The sequence below is a fragment of the Mumia sp. zg.B17 genome (assembly GCF_019550915.1).
Taxonomy (GTDB): Bacteria; Actinomycetota; Actinomycetes; order Propionibacteriales; family Nocardioidaceae; genus Mumia.
In genome coordinates this window covers 278,449-295,118 of record NZ_JAHWCI010000001.1, presented here as the reverse complement: position 1 = coordinate 295,118, position 16,670 = coordinate 278,449, and the positions used below count along the sequence as shown (strand labels likewise).

At 71.4% G+C, this 16,670-nt stretch carries 14 protein-coding genes; 5 read left to right on the top strand and 9 right to left on the bottom strand.

Going from position 1 to position 16,670, the window contains the following annotated elements; genetic code table 11:
* Positions 1-317: 4'-phosphopantetheinyl transferase superfamily protein (locus tag KV097_RS01360; RefSeq protein WP_220364892.1), on the top strand; the 317-nt coding region annotated here is incomplete at its 5' end.
* Between the two features lie 307 nt (positions 318-624).
* Here KV097_RS01360 and KV097_RS01355 read toward each other — a convergent pair.
* Positions 625-1,251 carry a TetR/AcrR family transcriptional regulator gene (locus KV097_RS01355; protein WP_220345370.1) on the bottom strand — a complete coding sequence of 209 codons (627 nt, stop codon included), beginning with the start codon at positions 1,249-1,251 and terminating at the stop codon, positions 625-627.
* Between the two features lie 120 nt (positions 1,252-1,371).
* The gene (locus KV097_RS01350; protein ID WP_220364891.1) at positions 1,372-2,883 is read right to left on the bottom strand and encodes a S8 family serine peptidase; all 1,512 of its coding nucleotides are present in this window, start codon (positions 2,881-2,883) and stop codon (positions 1,372-1,374) included.
* Positions 2,884-3,113: 230 nt separating this feature from the next.
* Between KV097_RS01350 and KV097_RS01345 the strand changes: the two genes are divergently transcribed.
* The 3 genes from KV097_RS01345 (at position 3,114) to KV097_RS01335 (ending at position 6,472) form a co-directional block, all read left to right on the top strand.
* Complete coding sequence (locus tag KV097_RS01345; RefSeq protein WP_220342152.1) at positions 3,114-4,634, top strand: acyl-CoA carboxylase subunit beta; 1,521 nt, start codon at positions 3,114-3,116, stop codon at positions 4,632-4,634.
* Positions 4,635-4,644: 10 nt separating this feature from the next.
* Positions 4,645-4,830, top strand: coding sequence for a biotin/lipoyl-binding carrier protein (locus KV097_RS01340; protein ID WP_308289295.1), 186 nt, complete (start codon positions 4,645-4,647; stop codon positions 4,828-4,830).
* Between the two features lie 109 nt (positions 4,831-4,939).
* Positions 4,940-6,472, top strand: coding sequence for an AMP-binding protein (locus tag KV097_RS01335; RefSeq protein ID WP_220364890.1), 1,533 nt, complete (start codon positions 4,940-4,942; stop codon positions 6,470-6,472).
* A gap of 33 nt (positions 6,473-6,505) precedes the next feature.
* Here the strand turns inward: KV097_RS01335 and KV097_RS01330 are convergent, their stop codons facing one another.
* The 4 genes from KV097_RS01330 to KV097_RS01315 are packed head-to-tail and all read right to left on the bottom strand — an operon-like array spanning position 6,506 to position 11,769.
* The gene (locus KV097_RS01330) at positions 6,506-8,167 is read right to left on the bottom strand and encodes a 4Fe-4S binding protein (protein ID WP_220364889.1); all 1,662 of its coding nucleotides are present in this window, start codon (positions 8,165-8,167) and stop codon (positions 6,506-6,508) included.
* Between the two features lie 13 nt (positions 8,168-8,180).
* Positions 8,181-9,101, bottom strand: coding sequence for a diiron oxygenase (locus KV097_RS01325; protein WP_220342156.1), 921 nt, complete (start codon positions 9,099-9,101; stop codon positions 8,181-8,183).
* Positions 9,102-9,154: 53 nt separating this feature from the next.
* Positions 9,155-10,846, bottom strand: a complete 1,692-nt coding sequence (gene menD / locus KV097_RS01320; protein ID WP_220364888.1) for a 2-succinyl-5-enolpyruvyl-6-hydroxy-3-cyclohexene-1-carboxylic-acid synthase — start codon at positions 10,844-10,846, stop codon at positions 9,155-9,157.
* Entirely contained in the window at positions 10,843-11,769 is a 927-nt protein-coding gene (locus tag KV097_RS01315; protein ID WP_220346251.1) for an o-succinylbenzoate synthase, read from the bottom strand. The genes menD and KV097_RS01315 overlap by 4 nt, the downstream gene beginning before the upstream one ends.
* A 328-nt stretch (positions 11,770-12,097) precedes the next feature.
* Here KV097_RS01315 and KV097_RS01310 point away from each other — a divergent pair, with 328 nt between their 5' ends.
* Complete coding sequence (locus KV097_RS01310; protein ID WP_220364887.1) at positions 12,098-12,544, top strand: pyridoxamine 5'-phosphate oxidase family protein; 447 nt, start codon at positions 12,098-12,100, stop codon at positions 12,542-12,544.
* Positions 12,545-13,048: 504 nt separating this feature from the next.
* Here the strand turns inward: KV097_RS01310 and KV097_RS01305 are convergent.
* The 3 genes from KV097_RS01305 to KV097_RS01295 all read right to left on the bottom strand — a co-directional run bounded on the left by KV097_RS01305 (position 13,049) and on the right by KV097_RS01295 (position 16,414).
* The gene (locus KV097_RS01305; protein ID WP_220364886.1) at positions 13,049-14,626 is read right to left on the bottom strand and encodes an ABC transporter permease subunit; all 1,578 of its coding nucleotides are present in this window, start codon (positions 14,624-14,626) and stop codon (positions 13,049-13,051) included.
* A gap of 65 nt (positions 14,627-14,691) precedes the next feature.
* Positions 14,692-15,621, bottom strand: a complete 930-nt coding sequence (locus tag KV097_RS01300; RefSeq protein WP_220364885.1) for an ABC transporter ATP-binding protein — start codon at positions 15,619-15,621, stop codon at positions 14,692-14,694.
* Positions 15,622-15,625: 4 nt separating this feature from the next.
* Entirely contained in the window at positions 15,626-16,414 is a 789-nt protein-coding gene (locus KV097_RS01295) for a MerR family transcriptional regulator (RefSeq protein WP_220342160.1), read from the bottom strand.
* Between the last annotated feature and the right edge of the window lie 256 nt (positions 16,415-16,670).

Below are 16,670 nucleotides of genomic sequence, written 5' to 3'. Positions count from 1 at the left end.
CCCGCCCCCGCCCCCCCCCCGCGGGGGGGGGGGGGGGGCCCCCCCCCCCCCCCCCCCGCCCCCCCCCCCCGCCGGCGCGGTGGGCGGCCAAGGAGGCCGTCGTCAAGGCCTGGTCGGCTTCCTTGCACGGCTCCCCGCCCGTCGTCGACGAGAGCAAGGCGCTGGCGGCGATCGAGGTTGTGAGGGACCTCTGGGGGCGGCCGCGGATCGTGCTGCACTCCCCCGTACGCGAACATCTCGACGCGGCGGCCCTGCATGTGTCGCTGTCGCACGACGGCGACTACGCGATCGCGTACGTCGTCCTCACCGCCGCCTGACCTCCGCTCGCGGGTCACTCTCTGCCGCCCGCGGGTCACCGCGCGCCGGCCGCGGGTCACCGCCTGGCACCGGCGGGTCACCGTGTGGCGGCCGCGGGTCACCGTGTGGCGGCCGCGGGTCACCGTGTGGCACCGGCGGGTCACTGTCTGCCGCTCGCGGGTCACCGCCTGGCACCGGCGGGTCACCGTGCCAGTGACCCGCGAGTGCCAGAGAGTGACCCGCAAGCCAACGAGAGTGACCCGCGAGTGCCAGAGAGCGACCCGCGAGTCAACGAGAGCGACCCGCGAGCGGAGGAAGAGGGTGGGGTCAGCCGGACTGCTCGGCGGCGAGCAGGTACGAGCCGAGGAGGCGCTTGAGCTCGATCACGGCCTCGGCATGCTCCTGACCGTCGCGGATCGAGAAGTTGAGCATCGAGTACGCCACGTGGACGAGGACCTCGGCGACGATCTTGCGACGTGCGCGGGGAGTCTTCGGCGTGAGCGGCGCGAGCACATGGGCGACGTCGGCGGCCAGCTCACGCTCGGTCAGCGCCGCGGTCGCTCGCGTCGCGGGCGTGGACTGCACGGCGTGCCACACCGCACGGCGCGACGGGTCGGTGACCCAGAGCGCGGCGATGTGGTCCACGAGCTGGTCGAGGAGCCGGAGCCAGTCGAGGGTGGGCAGCTCGGCGGCGAGACGGGCGAGCTCCGCGCGCACTGCGACGACGTCTTGGCGGTCGAGCTCGCAGACGACGACGTACTTGTTCTGGAAGAACTGATAGATCGTGCCGATCGGGATGCCCGCGCGGTTGGCGACCTCCTCGAGCGTGAACGACTCGAAACCGACCTCCAGCAGGAGGTCGCGCGACGTCTGCAGGATCAGATCGAACTTCTTCTGACTCCGCTCCTGCGTCGGCCTCCGCCGCGGCTCGAGAATCTCGATGGTCGCGCTCACACCATCAACCCTACCGATGCGTAGGTTTCGGCGTGGGAGGCGCGACACATGATGCAAACGCGGTTTGCAGACGAACGGCGCGGCACGCCCCGTGAGGGCCGTGCCGCGCCGCGATCGTCGTCAGCGAGCCGCAGTGGCGTCCAGCGCGTCGACGAGGCCGTCACCGAAGAAGCCGTTGTAGGCCGGCGTGCCGGTGCAACGGGTGTCGGTCGGGCACGGCTTGTCGTCAGCCTGGGCACGCAGGAGCGCGACCAGCTCCGCCGGCGTCGCCTTGGGGTGCGACGCCTTCAGCAGCGCCAGCACGCCAGCGACGTGCGGCGAGGCCATCGAGGTGCCGGACTTGAGTCCCCAACCGCCGTTGAGGACGGTCGAGAGGATCCGGCTGCCCGGCGCGGTCACGTCGATCACGCCGTCGCCGTAGTTGGAGAAGGTCGACTTGGCTTCAGCCTGGTCGTTCGAGGCGACCGTCACGACACCCGGCAGCTCGGCCGGGAGGTCCTCGCAGCCCTCGTCGATCTGACGCGTCACCGGCGTCGTGTCGTTCGGGCTCGTGGTGTCGGTCGTCTTGTTGGCCAGGTCGTAGTTGGCGTTGCCGGCGGCGGCAGCGCTCACGACCCCGTTGCGCTCGGAGTACGAGACGGCGCGACGGACGGCCTCCTTGGCGGCGGCCTGGTCAGGATCGTTGCTGCACCAGAACATCCACGGATCGATGTAGTAGCTGTTGTTGGTCACGTCGACGCCGTGCTCAGCGGCCCAGACGAAGCCGCAGACGGCGTACTCGGGGTAGATGTAGCCGTCGTCGTCGACGACCTTGATCGACGTCATCATCGAGTTCGGCGCGACCCCGACGATGCCCACACCGTTCTTGGCCGCGGCGATCGTGCCGGCGACGTGCGTGCCATGGTCGCTGGTCGTCGGGATCCAGGCGGCGCGGCTCGTGTCCGGGACGCCGTAGGCGGTGCAGCCGACCGAGTTCTTGGCGTCCACGTTGGGCGCGAGGTCGGGGTGGGTGTCGTCGATGCCGCTGTCGAGCACGCCGACGGTGACGTCGCGGCTGCCGTCGGGCGCGACGTCGGCCTTGATCTGGGTCATGTCCCACTGCTGCGCCTCGAGCGGGTCCGCCTCCACGACCTCGGTGGCGGAAACACCCTGGCGGATCTCGAACGCGGACCGGGTGTCGGTGCTGCGCGCGAGCGAGCGAGGCTGCGGCGCCTCCTCGGCGGGCGTCTTGACCGCGGCCGTACGGGTCGCGCCGACCGACTGGACGGCGTGTCCCTTCGCGACGTCGACGACGTCCTCGCGGAAGTCGGCCGACGTCGAGTGGGCGACGACGACACCGATCTGCGGCCAGGACTGGATGACCGTGCCACCGGCGTCGCGGACCGCGCGCTCGGCGAGACGGGTCTGCCCCGGGTTGGGCTTGCTGTTGACGACGTAGCTCATCAGCTCGCCGTCGGCGACGGCGACCGGCGCGGCGAGCGACGAGGCGCTCGCCGTGCTCGACGGCGCCGAGGCTCCGACTGCCGGGCCAGCGGTGAGTGCGGCGGCGACCAGGCCGATGCCGCAGAGGGTCGCGGCGGCGAGGGGCCGTCGAGATCGGCGAGGAGAGAGTGGGGATGTGGAACTGACCATGAGGTGGTGTCCTCCGCTGCTTTCGGTCCACGATCCGGCCCGACCGCTGTGATGGGCTTGAGGCCTTCTCGGGGGAGTTGCTTGTGTGACGCAACCGTAGACCGAGGGTTCGCCCGACGCTGGTCACCGGGGTGATCCATGACACAGGGCGACCCGGGTTGACAAAAACATGAGGTACCCCTCATCTTTGTAGAAGTCCTGAGGCTTCCCTCATGTTTTAGGAGACCGAGTTGACCACGATCAACACGGAGACCGCAACCTCCGATCACCGCGCCCGTCTCGCCCGTCGTCGGCAGGAGCGTTTCCGCCGCGTCGAGCCGCGCGGACGCCGTGAATACACCGCTCGCGAGCGCGCCGAGATGCTCGTCGACGCCGGGTCGTTCGTCGAGATGACCCCGATGCGCGTCGACGGTGACGGCAAGGGTGCAGGGGTCGTGATCGGCTGGGGTCGTGTCGACGGCCGTGGGGTCGTGATCGCGAGCCACGACGCTGCTGTCGCGTCCGGCGCCATCGGCGCCGTGATGGCCGAGACGGTGCAGAAGGCTCAACGCTTCGCGATCGACCGGGGATACCCGATCGTGTACGTCAACGACTCCGGCGGCGCGCGCATCCACGACGGGATCCTGGCGCTGCACGGCTGTGGCGAGATCTTCGCCCTCAACGTCCACGCACAGCGACGCATCCCGCAGATCTCGCTGATCCTCGGCCCGTGCGCCGGCGCCGCGGCGTACTCCCCCGCCCTCACCGACTGGACGATCATGGTCCGCGAGCAGGGCCAGATGTTCCTCACCGGACCGGACATCGTGAAGGCGACCACCGGGGAGGACGCGAGCGCCGAGGACATCGGCGGCTCGCAGATGCACACCGAGACCAGCGGCGTCGCGCACCTCGAGGTCACCAACGAGGAGGAGGCGTTCCACGCGACGCGCCTGCTGCTCTCGTACCTGCCCTCCCACGTCGGCGCCCCGATGCCGGTCGTCGCCGCGCGCCGACCCGACCCGGTGGCGGCCGAGCGGCTGCCGTACGTCGTCCCGGACAAGGCGAGCGTCGTCTTCGACATGCGCGACGTGCTCGACGGCGTGCTCGACCACGGCCCGCGCCTCGAGCTCATGCCGGCGCACGCGCCGAGCATCCTCACGCTGTTCGGCCACCTCGACGGCCGGCCGGTGGGCGTGCTGGCCAACCAGCCGGCATCGCGGGGCGGAGTCCTCGACGCGAAGTCGTCGGTCAAGGCGGCACGGTTCATCGAGTTCTGCGGCCGGTTCGGGCTGCCGGTGGTGACCTTCGTGGACGTGCCCGGCTTCCTGCCCGGCACGGTCGAGGAGTCCCGTGGCGTGATCACGCACGGCGCCAAGCTGCTCAAGGCGTACGTCGAGACCACGTCGCCGCTGCTCACGGTCGTCGTCCGCAAGGCGTACGGCGGCGCCTACATCGCGATGGGCTCGCGCTCGCTCGGCGCCGACTACTCGTGGGCGTGGTCCGGTGCGGAGATCGCCGTGATGGGACCCGGCGGCGCGGTGGCGCTGCTGCACCGCCGCCGGCTGCGCGACGCGGAGGACCCGATCGCCGTGCGCGACGAGCTGGCGGCCGAGTACCGGGAGAACGTCGCTCGCCCGTACGTGGCGGCCGAGGCGGGCATCGTCGACGACGTGATCCTCCCCGAGGAGACCCGTGACCGCCTGGTCGACGCCCTGGCGACGCTGGGCTTCGAGGAGAGCGGCCGCGGCGGGGGTGCGCGTGTACGCCGCTAGGGCTGAGATCGTGGGCAACGTGTGGCGACTGGTTGCCCGGGAGGGTGACCGCGTCGCCGCCGGCGACGTGGTCGCGGTGCTCGAGACGATGAAGATGGAGATCCCGGTGCACACCGCGGAGCCGGGCACGGTCCGGCTCCGCGTCCGCGAGGGCGAGATCGTCCAGGAGGGCGACGTCATCGCGGAGATCGGCTGACGGCCTGCGCTCTCCGGCTCGTACGCGTTCACGCGGCACGGGCGGCGTGATAGGACGTGATCAGGGTCACACGACCTGCGTCCCGGCCGCCGACCGTACGAGGTGCTCGATGTTCTTCCCGCTGACCGTCCGCGACTTCCTCGACCGTGCCGTCACCGTCTATCCGGAGCGGATCGGCGTCGTGGACGAGCCGGACCAGCCTGCGCCGTCCTGGGGCGAGGTCACGTACGCCGAGCTCGGGCGTCGCGCGCGGTCGCAGGCCGCCTACCTCGACGACCTCGGGGTGCCGCAGGGCGCGCGGGTCGCGATCGTCTCGCAGAACTCCGCACGGCTGCTCGCGTCGTTCTTCGGCGTCTCCGGGTGGGGCCGCATCCTGGTCCCGATCAACTTCCGCCTCGCGCCCGCCGAGATCGCCTACATCGTCGAGCACAGCGGCGCGGAGGTGCTGATGGTCGACCCCGAGATCCGCGGGCTGCTCGACTCGGTCACGGCCGAGCACACGTTCGTGCTCGGCGAGGACGACGAGGCGATGTGGGCGACCCGGGGCGAGCCCGAGCCGTGGGAGGGTGACGAGTCTGCGACGGCGACGATCAACTACACGTCCGGGACCACCGCACGACCCAAGGGCGTCCAGCTGACGCACCGAAACCTGTGGACCAACGCCAGCATCTTCGGCTGGCAGACGAGCATCAGCGATCGTGACGTCTACCTGCACACGCTGCCGATGTTCCACGCGAACGGCTGGGGCATGCCGTACGCGGTGACCGGGATGGGCGGACGGCATGTGGTGATCCGCAAGATCGACGGGGCCGAGATCCTCCGGCGGGTGGAGCGCCACGGCGTCACGGTGATGTGCGCCGCCCCCGCCGTCGTCCAGGCCGTGCTCGACGCGGCGAAGACGTGGGACGGCGAGATCCCGGGCCGGGACCGCGTCCGCATCATCGTGGCCGGCGCTCCTCCCCCGACCCGCACCATCGAGCGGGTGCGCGGCGAGCTCGGCTGGGAGTTCATCCAGATCTACGGTCTGACCGAGACCGCGCCCCTGCTGACGATGAGCCGCATGCGCGAGGAGTGGGACGACCTCGAGCCGCTGGAGCAGGCCCGCCTCCTCGGCCGGGCCGGCGCCCCCGCCGTCGGCGTACGCGTCATGATCGACGACACCGGCGAGGTGTTGGCGCAGTCGAACCACAACCTCGAGGCCTACTGGGACAACCCCGAGTCGACGGCCGTCGCGCTGGCCGACGGCTGGTTCCACACCGGCGACGGCGGCACGATCGAGGACGGCCACCTCGTGATCGCCGACCGCAAGAAGGACGTCATCATCTCCGGCGGCGAGAACGTCACCTCGATCGAGGTGGAGGACGCGCTCATGCTGCACCCGGCAGTACGCGAGGTGGCCGTGATCGGCATCCCGGACGAGAAGTGGGGTGAGCTCGTCACCGCCCTGGTCGTCCTCGACCCCGACGCCGGCGAGGTGGGCGAGGGCGACCTGATCGCGCACACGCGGCAGCACCTCGCCGGTTACAAGTGCCCGAAGCGGATCGAGTTCCGCGAGGAGCTCGCCCGTACGGCGACCGGCAAGCTGCAGAAGTTCAAGCTGCGCGCGCCGTACTGGGAGGGCCAGCAGCGCCAGGTCCACTGACCGCCCGCGGCCGTCGGCTTGCCGGCTCGGTCGTCACCGTTGACGGCCGAGCCACCGCGCGGGGGTCGCGGCGGCGAGCAGCTCGGGCACGGTCGCGAACTTGCGGCGGGGCCGACCCTCCAGGGCACCGTTGCGCCGCTCGGCGAGGTCGATGGCCCGCATCCGCCTCACCCCGACGACGTCGCTGCGGCGCCTGCGCAGGAGGGTGCGGAAGTCGCGAGCGGAGCCGGCGGGCTCGGGCAGCCGGCCTGCCGAGACGTCCTCGACCAGCGCCGCGACCGTCTCCTGGGCGCAGGCACGGTTGGCGCCGATCCCGCCCTTCGACCCTCTCTTGATCCACCCGACGACGTACGCCCCGGGCACCGGCTGCCCGTCGCGACCGAGCACCCGCCCCCGGGCGTTCGGCACCGAGCCGGTGACCTCGTCGAACGGCAGGCCGGGCACCGGGGTGCCGCGGTAGCCGATTGAGCGGACCACGGTCCCGGCGACGATCGTCTGCTCCGACGCGTCGTCCCCGGTGGTGTCGCGGACCCGTACGGAGGTGATCGCCTCGTCACCGTCGAGCGCGACCGGCGCGGTCCAGAACGCGAGCACCACCCGCTTGCCCGGTGGCGGATCGGCCTCCCAGGCGACGTCGACGCGACCGACGTCTCGCAGCATCGCCGCCTTGCTGCCCACGGGAGCGGCGTCGACGGCTGCCGTTGTGGCGGGGTGGTCCGCCACGACGAGGTCGACGCCGTCGATCGCGCGCATGCCGACGAGCTCGGCACGCGAGTACGCGGCCTCCTCGGGTCCTCGCCGTCCGAGCACGACCACCTCTCGTACGGCACTGCGCCGCAGCGCCTCCAGGGCGTGGTCCGCGATGTCGGTGCGCGCGAGCGCCTCCGGGTCGGTGAGCAGCACGCGAGCGACGTCGAGTGCCACGTTGCCGTTGCCGACGACCACCACCCGCGGGCTCGACAGGTCGATCTCGGCCGGTGCGCGGTCGGGCTGAGCGTTGTACCAGGCGACGACCTCGGTGGCGGACACGCTGCCCGGAAGCCCTTCGCCGGGGATGCCGAGGGTCTTGTCCGTCGCTGCCCCGACCGCGTAGACGACGGCGTGGTGGTGGGCGAGGAGCTCGGCGTGCGAGACGTCCGCACCCACGGCGACGTTGAGCTGGACTCTGACGCGCGGGTGGTCGTACGTCCACGCGAACGTGTCCTCGATGCGCTTGGTCTGCGGGTGGTCCGGCGCGACGCCGGAGCGGAGCAGTCCCCCGGCGACAGGCAGCCGGTCGATCATCGTGACGGTGGCAGGGGACCCGGTGAGGAGCGCCCGGGTGGTGTAGGCGGCCGAGGGACCGGTGCCGACGACGGCGACCCGGAAGGGCCCGGAGCCCTGCGGCGGTGCGACCGGGAAGGCGAGCGCGTCCCAGGTGGCCGACTCCGGGTGCGCCTCGTAGTACTGGCGGTTGAGGTCGGCGAACACGGTGTCGGGGCCGCGGAGCAGGTCGACCGGGAGGACCGCGCCCACCGGGCACGCGTCGGCGCACGCCCCGCAGTCGATGCAGGTGTCGGGGTCGACGAAGACCATCTCCGAGAGGCCACCGACTCCCGCGGCACGCTCCTCGGGGGTGGGGTGGATGCAGTTGACCGGGCAGACCGACACGCAGGTCGCGTCGTTGCAGCAGCTCTGCGTGACCGCGTAGGCCATCGAGGGTCCTCGCTCAGATCATGTTGACGGACTGGTAGATCGGCATCGCCCGCTTGGTGAGCAGCCGGGCCTCGGCGAGGAAGTCCATGAGGTGCACGCACGACAGCCGCATCATCGCCTTGCGGTGCTGGTTGGTGCTCACCTCGGCGAGCGCTCGCTCCTTGTCCAGGCCGACGTTGGTGTAGACCTCGGGGCTGACCATCGACCTGACGATCACGAAGGCGGCACCGGCGAAGAGCAGCGCACCCCACTCCCGGCGCAGGCGACCGGCTGTCCTCAGGCCCTCGAGGATCTCGGCACGGGCGAACTTCATGTGCCGCGCCTCCTCGACGACGTGGATCTTGGAGGTGGTTCGCACGATGTGGACGACGTTCTCGCCGCGCATCCAGTCGCGTTGCATGACGTCGAGGATCTCCTCCGCGATGAGGATCGGCCCGTACGCCTGCTCGGCGCCCGCGGTCGTCTTCAGGAGACGGGCGAGCTCGACGGCGGGACGGGGCGGGAGGTACTTCGGGATGCCGAGCACCTCGCAGGTCCGCGCGAACATCAGCGAGTGGCGGCACTCGTCGGCGATCTCGGTGAGCGCGAAGCGGAACTCGCTGTCGGCGGGGTTCTTCGCGTACTGGTCACGGAGGATCAGCTGCTGCAGCATCATCTCGAACCAGATGCCCGTCTGCATGATCGAGCCGACCTCGTGCCGCGTGAGGAGCACCCGCTGCTCCTCGCTCATCTCGTCCCACAGACGCGTGCCGTACAGCGTGCTCCACTCCGGGTTGAGCCCGTAGTGGTCGTCGGGGATCGGCCGGTCCCATGCGACCTCGGTGTCGGGGTCGTACGAGAGCTCGGCCGACGAGGCGAGCAGCCGCGTCGTGACGTCGCCGATGCTCGTGCGCTGCCGGGCGGTCTCGCGGAAGGCGGTCGCGGCGACGGTCATGGTGCCTCCAGGTCCGGTTGATGTGACGGACCTCATGTTACATCGGCGATGTATTAATGCAACCGTGCTGCCGAGCGGAGCTGTTGGTCCGCCTCCCGGCGGTCGGCGCGCCCGACCCGGGCCTCCACGACCTGGATGCCGGCGGGTCCGTCGAGGGCCGCCTCGAGCTCGTCGGACGTGGTCACGAGGCGGTGATCCACGCCCATCGCCTGGCAGAGCGTCCCGATGTCGACGCGGGTCGGCGTCCCGAAGACCCGCTCGAACGCGGAGGCGTACGGCGCGCCGCCCTGCTCCAGCGTCGAGAAGATGCTGCCGCCGTCGTCGGAGGCGACCACGATGGTGAGGTCGGGCCTCGGCTCGTCGGGGCCGATCACGAGGCCGTTGCTGTCGTGGAGGAACGTGAGGTCCCCCATGTAGGCCAGCGCGTGCGACGGCCGACGACCGAGTGCGGCACCGATCGCGGTCGAGACGACGCCGTCGATGCCGGCGAGACCCCGGTTGGCCATCACCATCCGACGCTCCCCGACCGGGTACGGCAGAGCCATGAGGTCGAGGTCGCGGATCGGGTTGGAGGAGCCGACGACCAGCAGGTCGCCCGGCTTGACCGCCCCCGAGACCGTACGCGCGACCTGCCACGGGTTGAGCTCACCGCCGTCCAGCACGACCTTCTCGACCGCCGTCAGCGTCGCCACGTCCGCGCGGCGCCACTCCTCCAGCCACCCGGGGTCGTCGCTCCCGTCGACCCGCACGGCGGGGTACGCCGCAGCGACCCGGTTGCCGGGGTCGGGGAACGGCGAAGCCCCCACGACGACCACCTCCACGTCCGGTCGCGACAGCAGCCGGGTGATCGGACGCGACAGCGTCGGCCGGCCGAGCACGACGACGCGCTCGATCCGCTCGGCCAGCTCGGGCAGGCCCAGGAGAAGGCGGTAGGTCGCGATGGGGTGCGTGCCCGTCCGCGCTCCCGAGGACGGCTCGGCGAAGAGCGGCCAGCCGGCCTCCTCCGCGAGGAGGCGCGCCGGTGGTCCGGCGTCGTCTCCCGCCACCACGACCGTGCGCGGGCCGAGCGGCAGCACGCCCGGCAGCGGCGGCGACTCCATCATCGGCGCACGCCACGGAGCTCCGCCCGGTCGCCCGGCGAGGGCCTGCGGCAGACTCGTGGCGACGTCGTCGGGGTCCGGGAGCAGCGGCTCGCGGAACGCGACGTTCACGTGCACCGGGCCGCCGGCGGGCCGTGCCATCGGCCCCTCCCCCGTACGCCCGACCGCCGCAGCGACGACCCGGGACACCGCCGCCCGCCACGGCGCGGCGCTGTCCGGCACGACGTCCGGCGCGGCGACCTCGACGTACGCCCGCACCGCGTCACCGAAGAGCTTCACCTGGTCGGTGGTCTGGTTCGCCTCCGTACCCCGCAGCTCCGCGGGGCGGTCGGCCGTCATCGCGATCAGCGGCACGCGGGCGTGCGCCGCCTCCAGGACGGCAGGGTGCAGGTTGGCGGCCGCGGTGCCGGACGTCGTCACCACGACGACGGGGCGGTGCGACCCCTTGGCGAGGCCGAGCGCGAGGAAGCCCGCGCTCCGCTCGTCGATCCGTACGTGCAGCCGCAGCTCGCCGCGAGCGTCGGCGGCGTGCAGAGCGAGGGCCAGGGCCGCCGATCGGGAGCCCGGCGAGAGGACGACGTCACGGACCCCGGACCGGGCGAGCTCGTCGACGAGGACGCGCCCCAGCGCGGTGGACGGATTCATCGGACGCCCTCCGGGAGGATACGGATCTGCTCCAGGCGTTGGGCCCACCGGACCGCGAGGTCGGGATCGGGCTCCACCGCCAGGAACTCCGCCGACGGCTCCGGGCGGACCACGGGAAGGACACCGCCGCGCGGGACGAGCGGGTCGGCGACCACGTCGTGCTCGAGCAGGGTCACCGTGCCCAGACCGCAGGCGTACGGCAGCTCGGGGAGCGCCGCGGCGAGCGCCACCCCGGCCGCGATGCCGATCGAGGTCTCGAGCGCGCTGGAGACGACGACGGGCAGGCCGATCCGCTCGGCGATCTCCAGGCAGGCCTCGACACCGCCGAGAGGCTGCACCTTGAGGACAGCGATGTCGGCCGCCTCGAGCTGGGCCACGCGATAGGGGTCGTCGGCACGACGGATCGACTCGTCGGCGGCGATCGGCACGTGCGTGCGCCGGCGGAGGGCCGCCAGCTCCTCGACCGTGCGGCAGGGCTGCTCGGCGTACTCCAGCCCGCCGGCGGCCCGGTCGAGCACCGCCAGGGCCTCGACCGCGTCGTCGAGGGACCACGCACCGTTGGCGTCGACGCGCACCGCGCCGCCGGGGCCGAGCGCGTCGCGGACCGCGGCCACCCGCGCCTCGTCGTCGGCCAGCGTCTGACCGGGCTCGGCCACCTTGACCTTCGCCGTACGGCAGCCGTGTCCCGCGCGGACCAACACCTGCGCCGCTTCGGGACTCAGTGCGGGGACCGTGCAGTTGACGGGGACGACGTCGCGCACCGCCGCGGGCCAGGGCCGGGTCGCACTCGCCAGGGCGGCGGTGTACCAGGCGTGGGAGACCACGGCGTCGTAGTCCCAGAAGGGGCTGAGCTCTGCCCAGCCCGCCGGCCCGCGGACGAGCATGCCCTCCCGCACGGTGATCCCACGGAAGCGGGTGCGCATCGGCGTCGAGTACGGGATCCAGGCCAGGTCGGGGTCACTCACGTCGCCACGGTATCGGGTGACCCACCGGGGACCGGTCAGTCCTCGTCGGCGACCGGCCGTACTACTGGTAGCCAACCTCTACGACGACGGGATCGCCTGCGAGACACCCTTGCTGCGACGCGACTTGCATGCTCGGTCTGGTCGACCGCGCCGCGGGCCTCGTCGGTCACGGTCAGGAGGTCCTCTTGGGCCGGCTTGTTTCGATTCTGGGTCCGGGGACGGCCGTACCCCGCGTGATTCATTCATTTACTCTCGTGCTCAGCAGAGGGGAGCGTGATTCACGACCATGACGACATGGGAGAGCTTCGCCGCCGAGGCGCCGGAGCTTGTCGAGGCGGTCCGGCGGTGCTTCGACATCCGCAAACACTGCACCCTGGCCACACTCCGCAAGGACGGCTCGCCGCGGATCAGCGGCACCGAGGTCGAGTTCAGCGACGGCAACGTCTGGCTGGGCAGCATGCCGAACGCGGTCAAGGCTCTCGACCTCCGGCGAGACGGGCGGTTCGCCCTCCACTCGCCCTCGGTGGACCCGCCCGAGGAGGATCACTCACGGTGGACAGGAGAGGCCAAGCTCGCCGGAACCGCCGTGGAGGTGAACGACCTGGAGTCGGGCGGTTCGGGGCACCGATTCCGCCTCGATATCAGCGAGGTCGTCTTCACCCATCTCGCCAACGGCGGGTTGGAGATTCAGTCCTGGCACCCAGGCCGTGGCATTTCGATTCGGCGGCGGTAAGCCACAAGGTTTTAGCCCAGGTGAGCGTTGACGCCGCTTGGTAGATGTGTCCCGACGCCGTCCGCGCAATAGGGTCACAGCCTGTTAGACGTCGGCCCGCTCGGCCATGATCATCTCCAACGAGGACTCACCGAAGCGCCGGACGGCTGCACGCGGTTGCTGGCCTCGCGTCACCAGGGTGTCTGAGGGCACGCGCGGAGGAGGAAGGGAACGGTGCATCGGCAGGAAGCTCGGGGTATGGCGAGCAGGGAACGCGCCCCTTCGCCTATGCGCCGCGCGGAGCGAACGCGTTTGTGCAGGTCAGGTGGTGTCTTTCGGCCATTCTCGGCGTTGGCCAGCGACCACCAATAGTCCGCGTGATCGTTCCGCTTCAACGTCTGAATCGCCACGTCTGTGCAGGCCAGACGGGGCCTTGAGTCCGGTGCACAGTCCGCAAGAAGGTCTGTGGAGTGAGCCCGAGCTCGCCGTCCGGAGGCCGATCACCGGGCTGGGATGAGCAGTCAGTCAGGCGGCGAGGTCCCGCCGCCGCAAGAGGATCAGGGCTCCGGTGAGCGCGACAGTGGCCAGGGCGAGCAGCATGAGTTGGGCCGTGGGGCGGGTGCTGGAGGCGACACCCGCCGAGGTGTGGCCGAACATGCTGAGGTCGATGACGCGTGGAGGAACCTGGAGCTGCTTGCCGAGCAGGGTGAGTCCGCCGCCGGCGAGGAGTGGAAGCCAGGCGGACCAGGCGGCTCGCGGTGCTGCGGCGACGACGAGAGCGGTGAGACCGATGACGAGCGCTACGGCGGGCCACTGCTCGATCGACTGGCTGAAGGCGTCGCGGGCCACATGTGGACCGCCGATGAGCCCGCGACCGACCATCGCGGAGACCGTTCCACTCAGCGCGAGAGTGACCAGGGAGGCGACGGAGGCCGCGACGACGTAGGCCCGCAGCAGGGCTGAGTGGGCCGCTCCGGTAGCCCGCACGTGCTCGGCCAGCCCGGCGCGCTCGTCGGCGGCCGCCTGCACGACCACGGTGACGCAGACCGCGGCCACCACCAGGGCAGTGACCGTGCCCTCGAACGCGAAATAGGCGGCGGCGGGATCGCGCCCGGAGAGCTGGGCGCCCAGGAACCCGCCGTCGATGCGACCGCTGCGCATGTTGGCGATCGCTCCGCTGCCGAGGCCGGTGAACATCGCGGCGCCGGCCGTGATCAGCAGCCCGGACCAGATGAGCCGACGGCGGTCAAGGCGCCGCACCAGTCCTGTGACGTCGGTGATCGGTAGCCGGGCGCCCGTGCGCTGCGGGAGCCGGACGAGGCTGGCACCCACCTCGGTCGAGGTGGCCAAGCGCAGGAGCAGCCAGCCGAGCACGGCAGCCTCCACGGCTGCCGGCAGGAGCGACAACACCCGGTCGCCGTCGAAGGGTTGCGCCAGCGCACGCAGGGACATCGGCGCCACCCACTGCAGCGCGGGCGCGTGCTCGACGTCGGCGACCGCACGCACCCCCACCGCCACCGCCACCGCCAGCCCACCCGCGGCCCGGGCGCTCCACGTGGTCGGCAGCAGTAGTGCCAGCACCCCTGTGAGGAGCCCGACCAGGAGGAAGGTGAGCGCGACCACCAGGCCGAGAACTGCTGCACCGACCACGTCCACCCCGTCGACACGGCCGGCGTATGCCGCGGTCGCCGCGAAACATGCCACCCCGAGCCCGACGCCGACCCCGACGAGCACGACCATCGCGGCGCGGGCAACGTCGCGGCGCTGGTGGCCGGTGGACAGCAGCAGTTCGAGGGAGCCGTCCTCGTCGAGGGCTCGGGTGAGCCGGACGGCAAGCAGGATCGCCATGACCGCGGCGATCATCGTCAGGAACGTGCCCAGCTCCCAGGCGAACACCTGGGCCGGGGTTCCGGCCTGGCCGAGCTGGCCATAGAGAAACAGCGTGGCTGGGTCATGGCGCACCTGGGCCAGGGCCTCCCGGGCGGCGTCCGCATCGGCGTAGGTGGAGGCGTAGCCGGGCAGGGCGGCCGCGGCGAGGCCGCCAGTGACCAACAGCCAGGCCACCGTCCAGGTGCGGTGACGGCGCCACAGCAGGCACGCCACCCGGAGTGTCCCGCGTGTCGTACGCGATGGCGCTTGTACCCCCGGGTCCTGGGCGAGCGTGCCCGTCACCGGGCGGCCGTCGCGTAGTGGCGCAGGAACAACTCTTCCAGCGTGGCCGGCTCGCACGTGATCGAGGTCGCCCCAAGCGTCACGAGAGCAAGCAGCACCTCGTTGACCTCGCTCACCTCGACCCGCATCGAGACCCGATCACCGGTCCAGGAAACCTCGACGTCGGTGGTCGCGCCGGTTCCATCCAGGCGGCTCGCCAGCTCGCCTGGGAGCCGGTGCCGCAGGCCGAGGGGGACGACGGCACCGATGGTCGAGGAGGCGAGGTGGCGCAACTCCTCGACCCGCCCGGTCTCCACGAGCCGCCCGTCCTTGAGGATCGTGACCCGCTCGCACAGGTGCTCCACCTCGCTGAGGATGTGGCTGGACAGCAGTACGGTCCGGCCCGCGTCGGCGGCCTCCCGCACACACGCGGCGAACACCTCCTCCATCAGCGGGTCCAGCCCAGAGGTCGGCTCATCGAGCACAAGCAGGTCCGTCCGGGCGGCGAAGGCCGCAACCAACATCACCTTCTGGCGATTGCCCTTGGAGTAGGTCCGCACCCGGCGCGTGGGATCGAGCGAGAACGCCTCCACCAGCCGACGTTCGGCGGCTCCGTCGTAGGCGCCGCGGAGCCCGGCGAGCGCGTCGAGCACCTCCTGACCGGTCAGGTTGGGCCACAACGACACCTCACCGGGCACATACGACGTCCGCCGGCACACCGCGCCAGGGTCCACCCCCGGGTCCAGCCCCAGCACGCGGACCCGCCCCGAGGTCCCCCGGTACAGGCCGAGCAGGATCCGGATCGCGGTGCTCTTCCCGGCGCCGTTCGGGCCCAGGAACCCATGGACCTCGCCAGCGGTCACCGAAAGGTCCAGCCCATCCAGGGCACGGAAGTCGCCGAACGTCTTGACCAGCCCCTCGACGACGACGGCCTCTTGACTGCTCACGACCTCACTCCGCACTGGTCCACCCGCTCTCGATCTCACGGGTCAGGTGGCGCTGCATGGCCGCCCCGATCCGCCGACCGCGCTCGTCGCTCGTCACCTCGAACAGCGCATAGAGGCGAGCCACGACGTCGAGATCGATCGACGCCACGATCTCGGGAGTCCGGCCGCCCACCCGCCGCTTCATCCGCGCGACGTTGGCCGCGGCGAACGCGTCGACCTCCTCATCGCTGAGCTCCGCTGCAGTCAGCGACTCCGCGAAGGCCGCCATCGCCTCCTGCATCAGCTCCGGCGTACCCGCGAACAGTGCCTCCGCCTCCGACGGCACCTCGCCGCGGAAGTAGGCCAACTCCAAGAAGTCCCGCTCTGCGTTGATCGCACGTCGGGTGCCCGCGTCGGGCGCGCGTGCCTCGAGGTCGTCGTAGAAGTCCGCGACCACGTTCGGCAGCGGTGTCAGCGCGCCACCCGCCAGCACCGATTCGAGCAGCCGCGCCAGCCGCTCACGCCGATCGGCCAGTTCCACCAGCCGCGCATCCAACGTCGCCAATGCCTCACGCAGGTCACCCACCCCGGCCCCGGGATGGCTGGGCTCGGGAGCCAGAAGATCGGCGATCCGAGCCAGGCTCAGACCCGACTCGACCAGCCACCGAACCCGAATCAACCGCGCTACATGCTCCAAGCCATAGTCACGCACCCCACCCACCGTGGGCGGCACCGGGACCAGCCCACAGGCGTGGTAGTGGCGCACCGTCCGCACGCTCACTCCGGCCAGGTCTGCCGCGTCTCTCACCCGCATGCCACCAGCATGCCGCTGTGACGCTACGTCACAGCAAGTCCCGGCGAGCCCTCGCACAAGACTGCCGGGCCCGTGCGGCCCTACGGATCGGAACGAGAGATTGCGGGCGTCTGTCAGTGTGCTGCCGCACAGGTCGGCGCGGCGCTGGAGGAGAAGGTCGATCGCGACGCAGATGAGTGTGTTGTCGGTGATCCGCTCGCCGTTCACCCCCCGCGCGCGGTTGGAGTTGGCGGACGCGCCATGAAGCCAGATCGCG

What these genes read in the sequence shown, in the direction of transcription:
- KV097_RS01295 (WP_220342160.1), bottom strand. Translation starts at nt 16,414, where the DNA reads ATGCGGGTGAGAGACGCGGCAGACCTGGCCGGAGTGAGCGTGCGGACG.
- KV097_RS01315 (WP_220346251.1), bottom strand. Translation starts at nt 11,769, where the DNA reads ATGCGCACCCGCTTCCGTGGGATCACCGTGCGGGAGGGCATGCTCGTC.
- KV097_RS01310 (WP_220364887.1), top strand. Translation starts at nt 12,098, where the DNA reads ATGACGACATGGGAGAGCTTCGCCGCCGAGGCGCCGGAGCTTGTCGAG.
- KV097_RS01350 (WP_220364891.1), bottom strand. Translation starts at nt 2,883, where the DNA reads ATGGTCAGTTCCACATCCCCACTCTCTCCTCGCCGATCTCGACGGCCC.
- KV097_RS01325 (WP_220342156.1), bottom strand. Translation starts at nt 9,101, where the DNA reads ATGACCGTCGCCGCGACCGCCTTCCGCGAGACCGCCCGGCAGCGCACG.
- menD (WP_220364888.1), bottom strand. Translation starts at nt 10,846, where the DNA reads ATGAATCCGTCCACCGCGCTGGGGCGCGTCCTCGTCGACGAGCTCGCC.
- KV097_RS01335 (WP_220364890.1), top strand. Translation starts at nt 4,940, where the DNA reads ATGTTCTTCCCGCTGACCGTCCGCGACTTCCTCGACCGTGCCGTCACC.
- KV097_RS01330 (WP_220364889.1), bottom strand. Translation starts at nt 8,167, where the DNA reads ATGGCCTACGCGGTCACGCAGAGCTGCTGCAACGACGCGACCTGCGTG.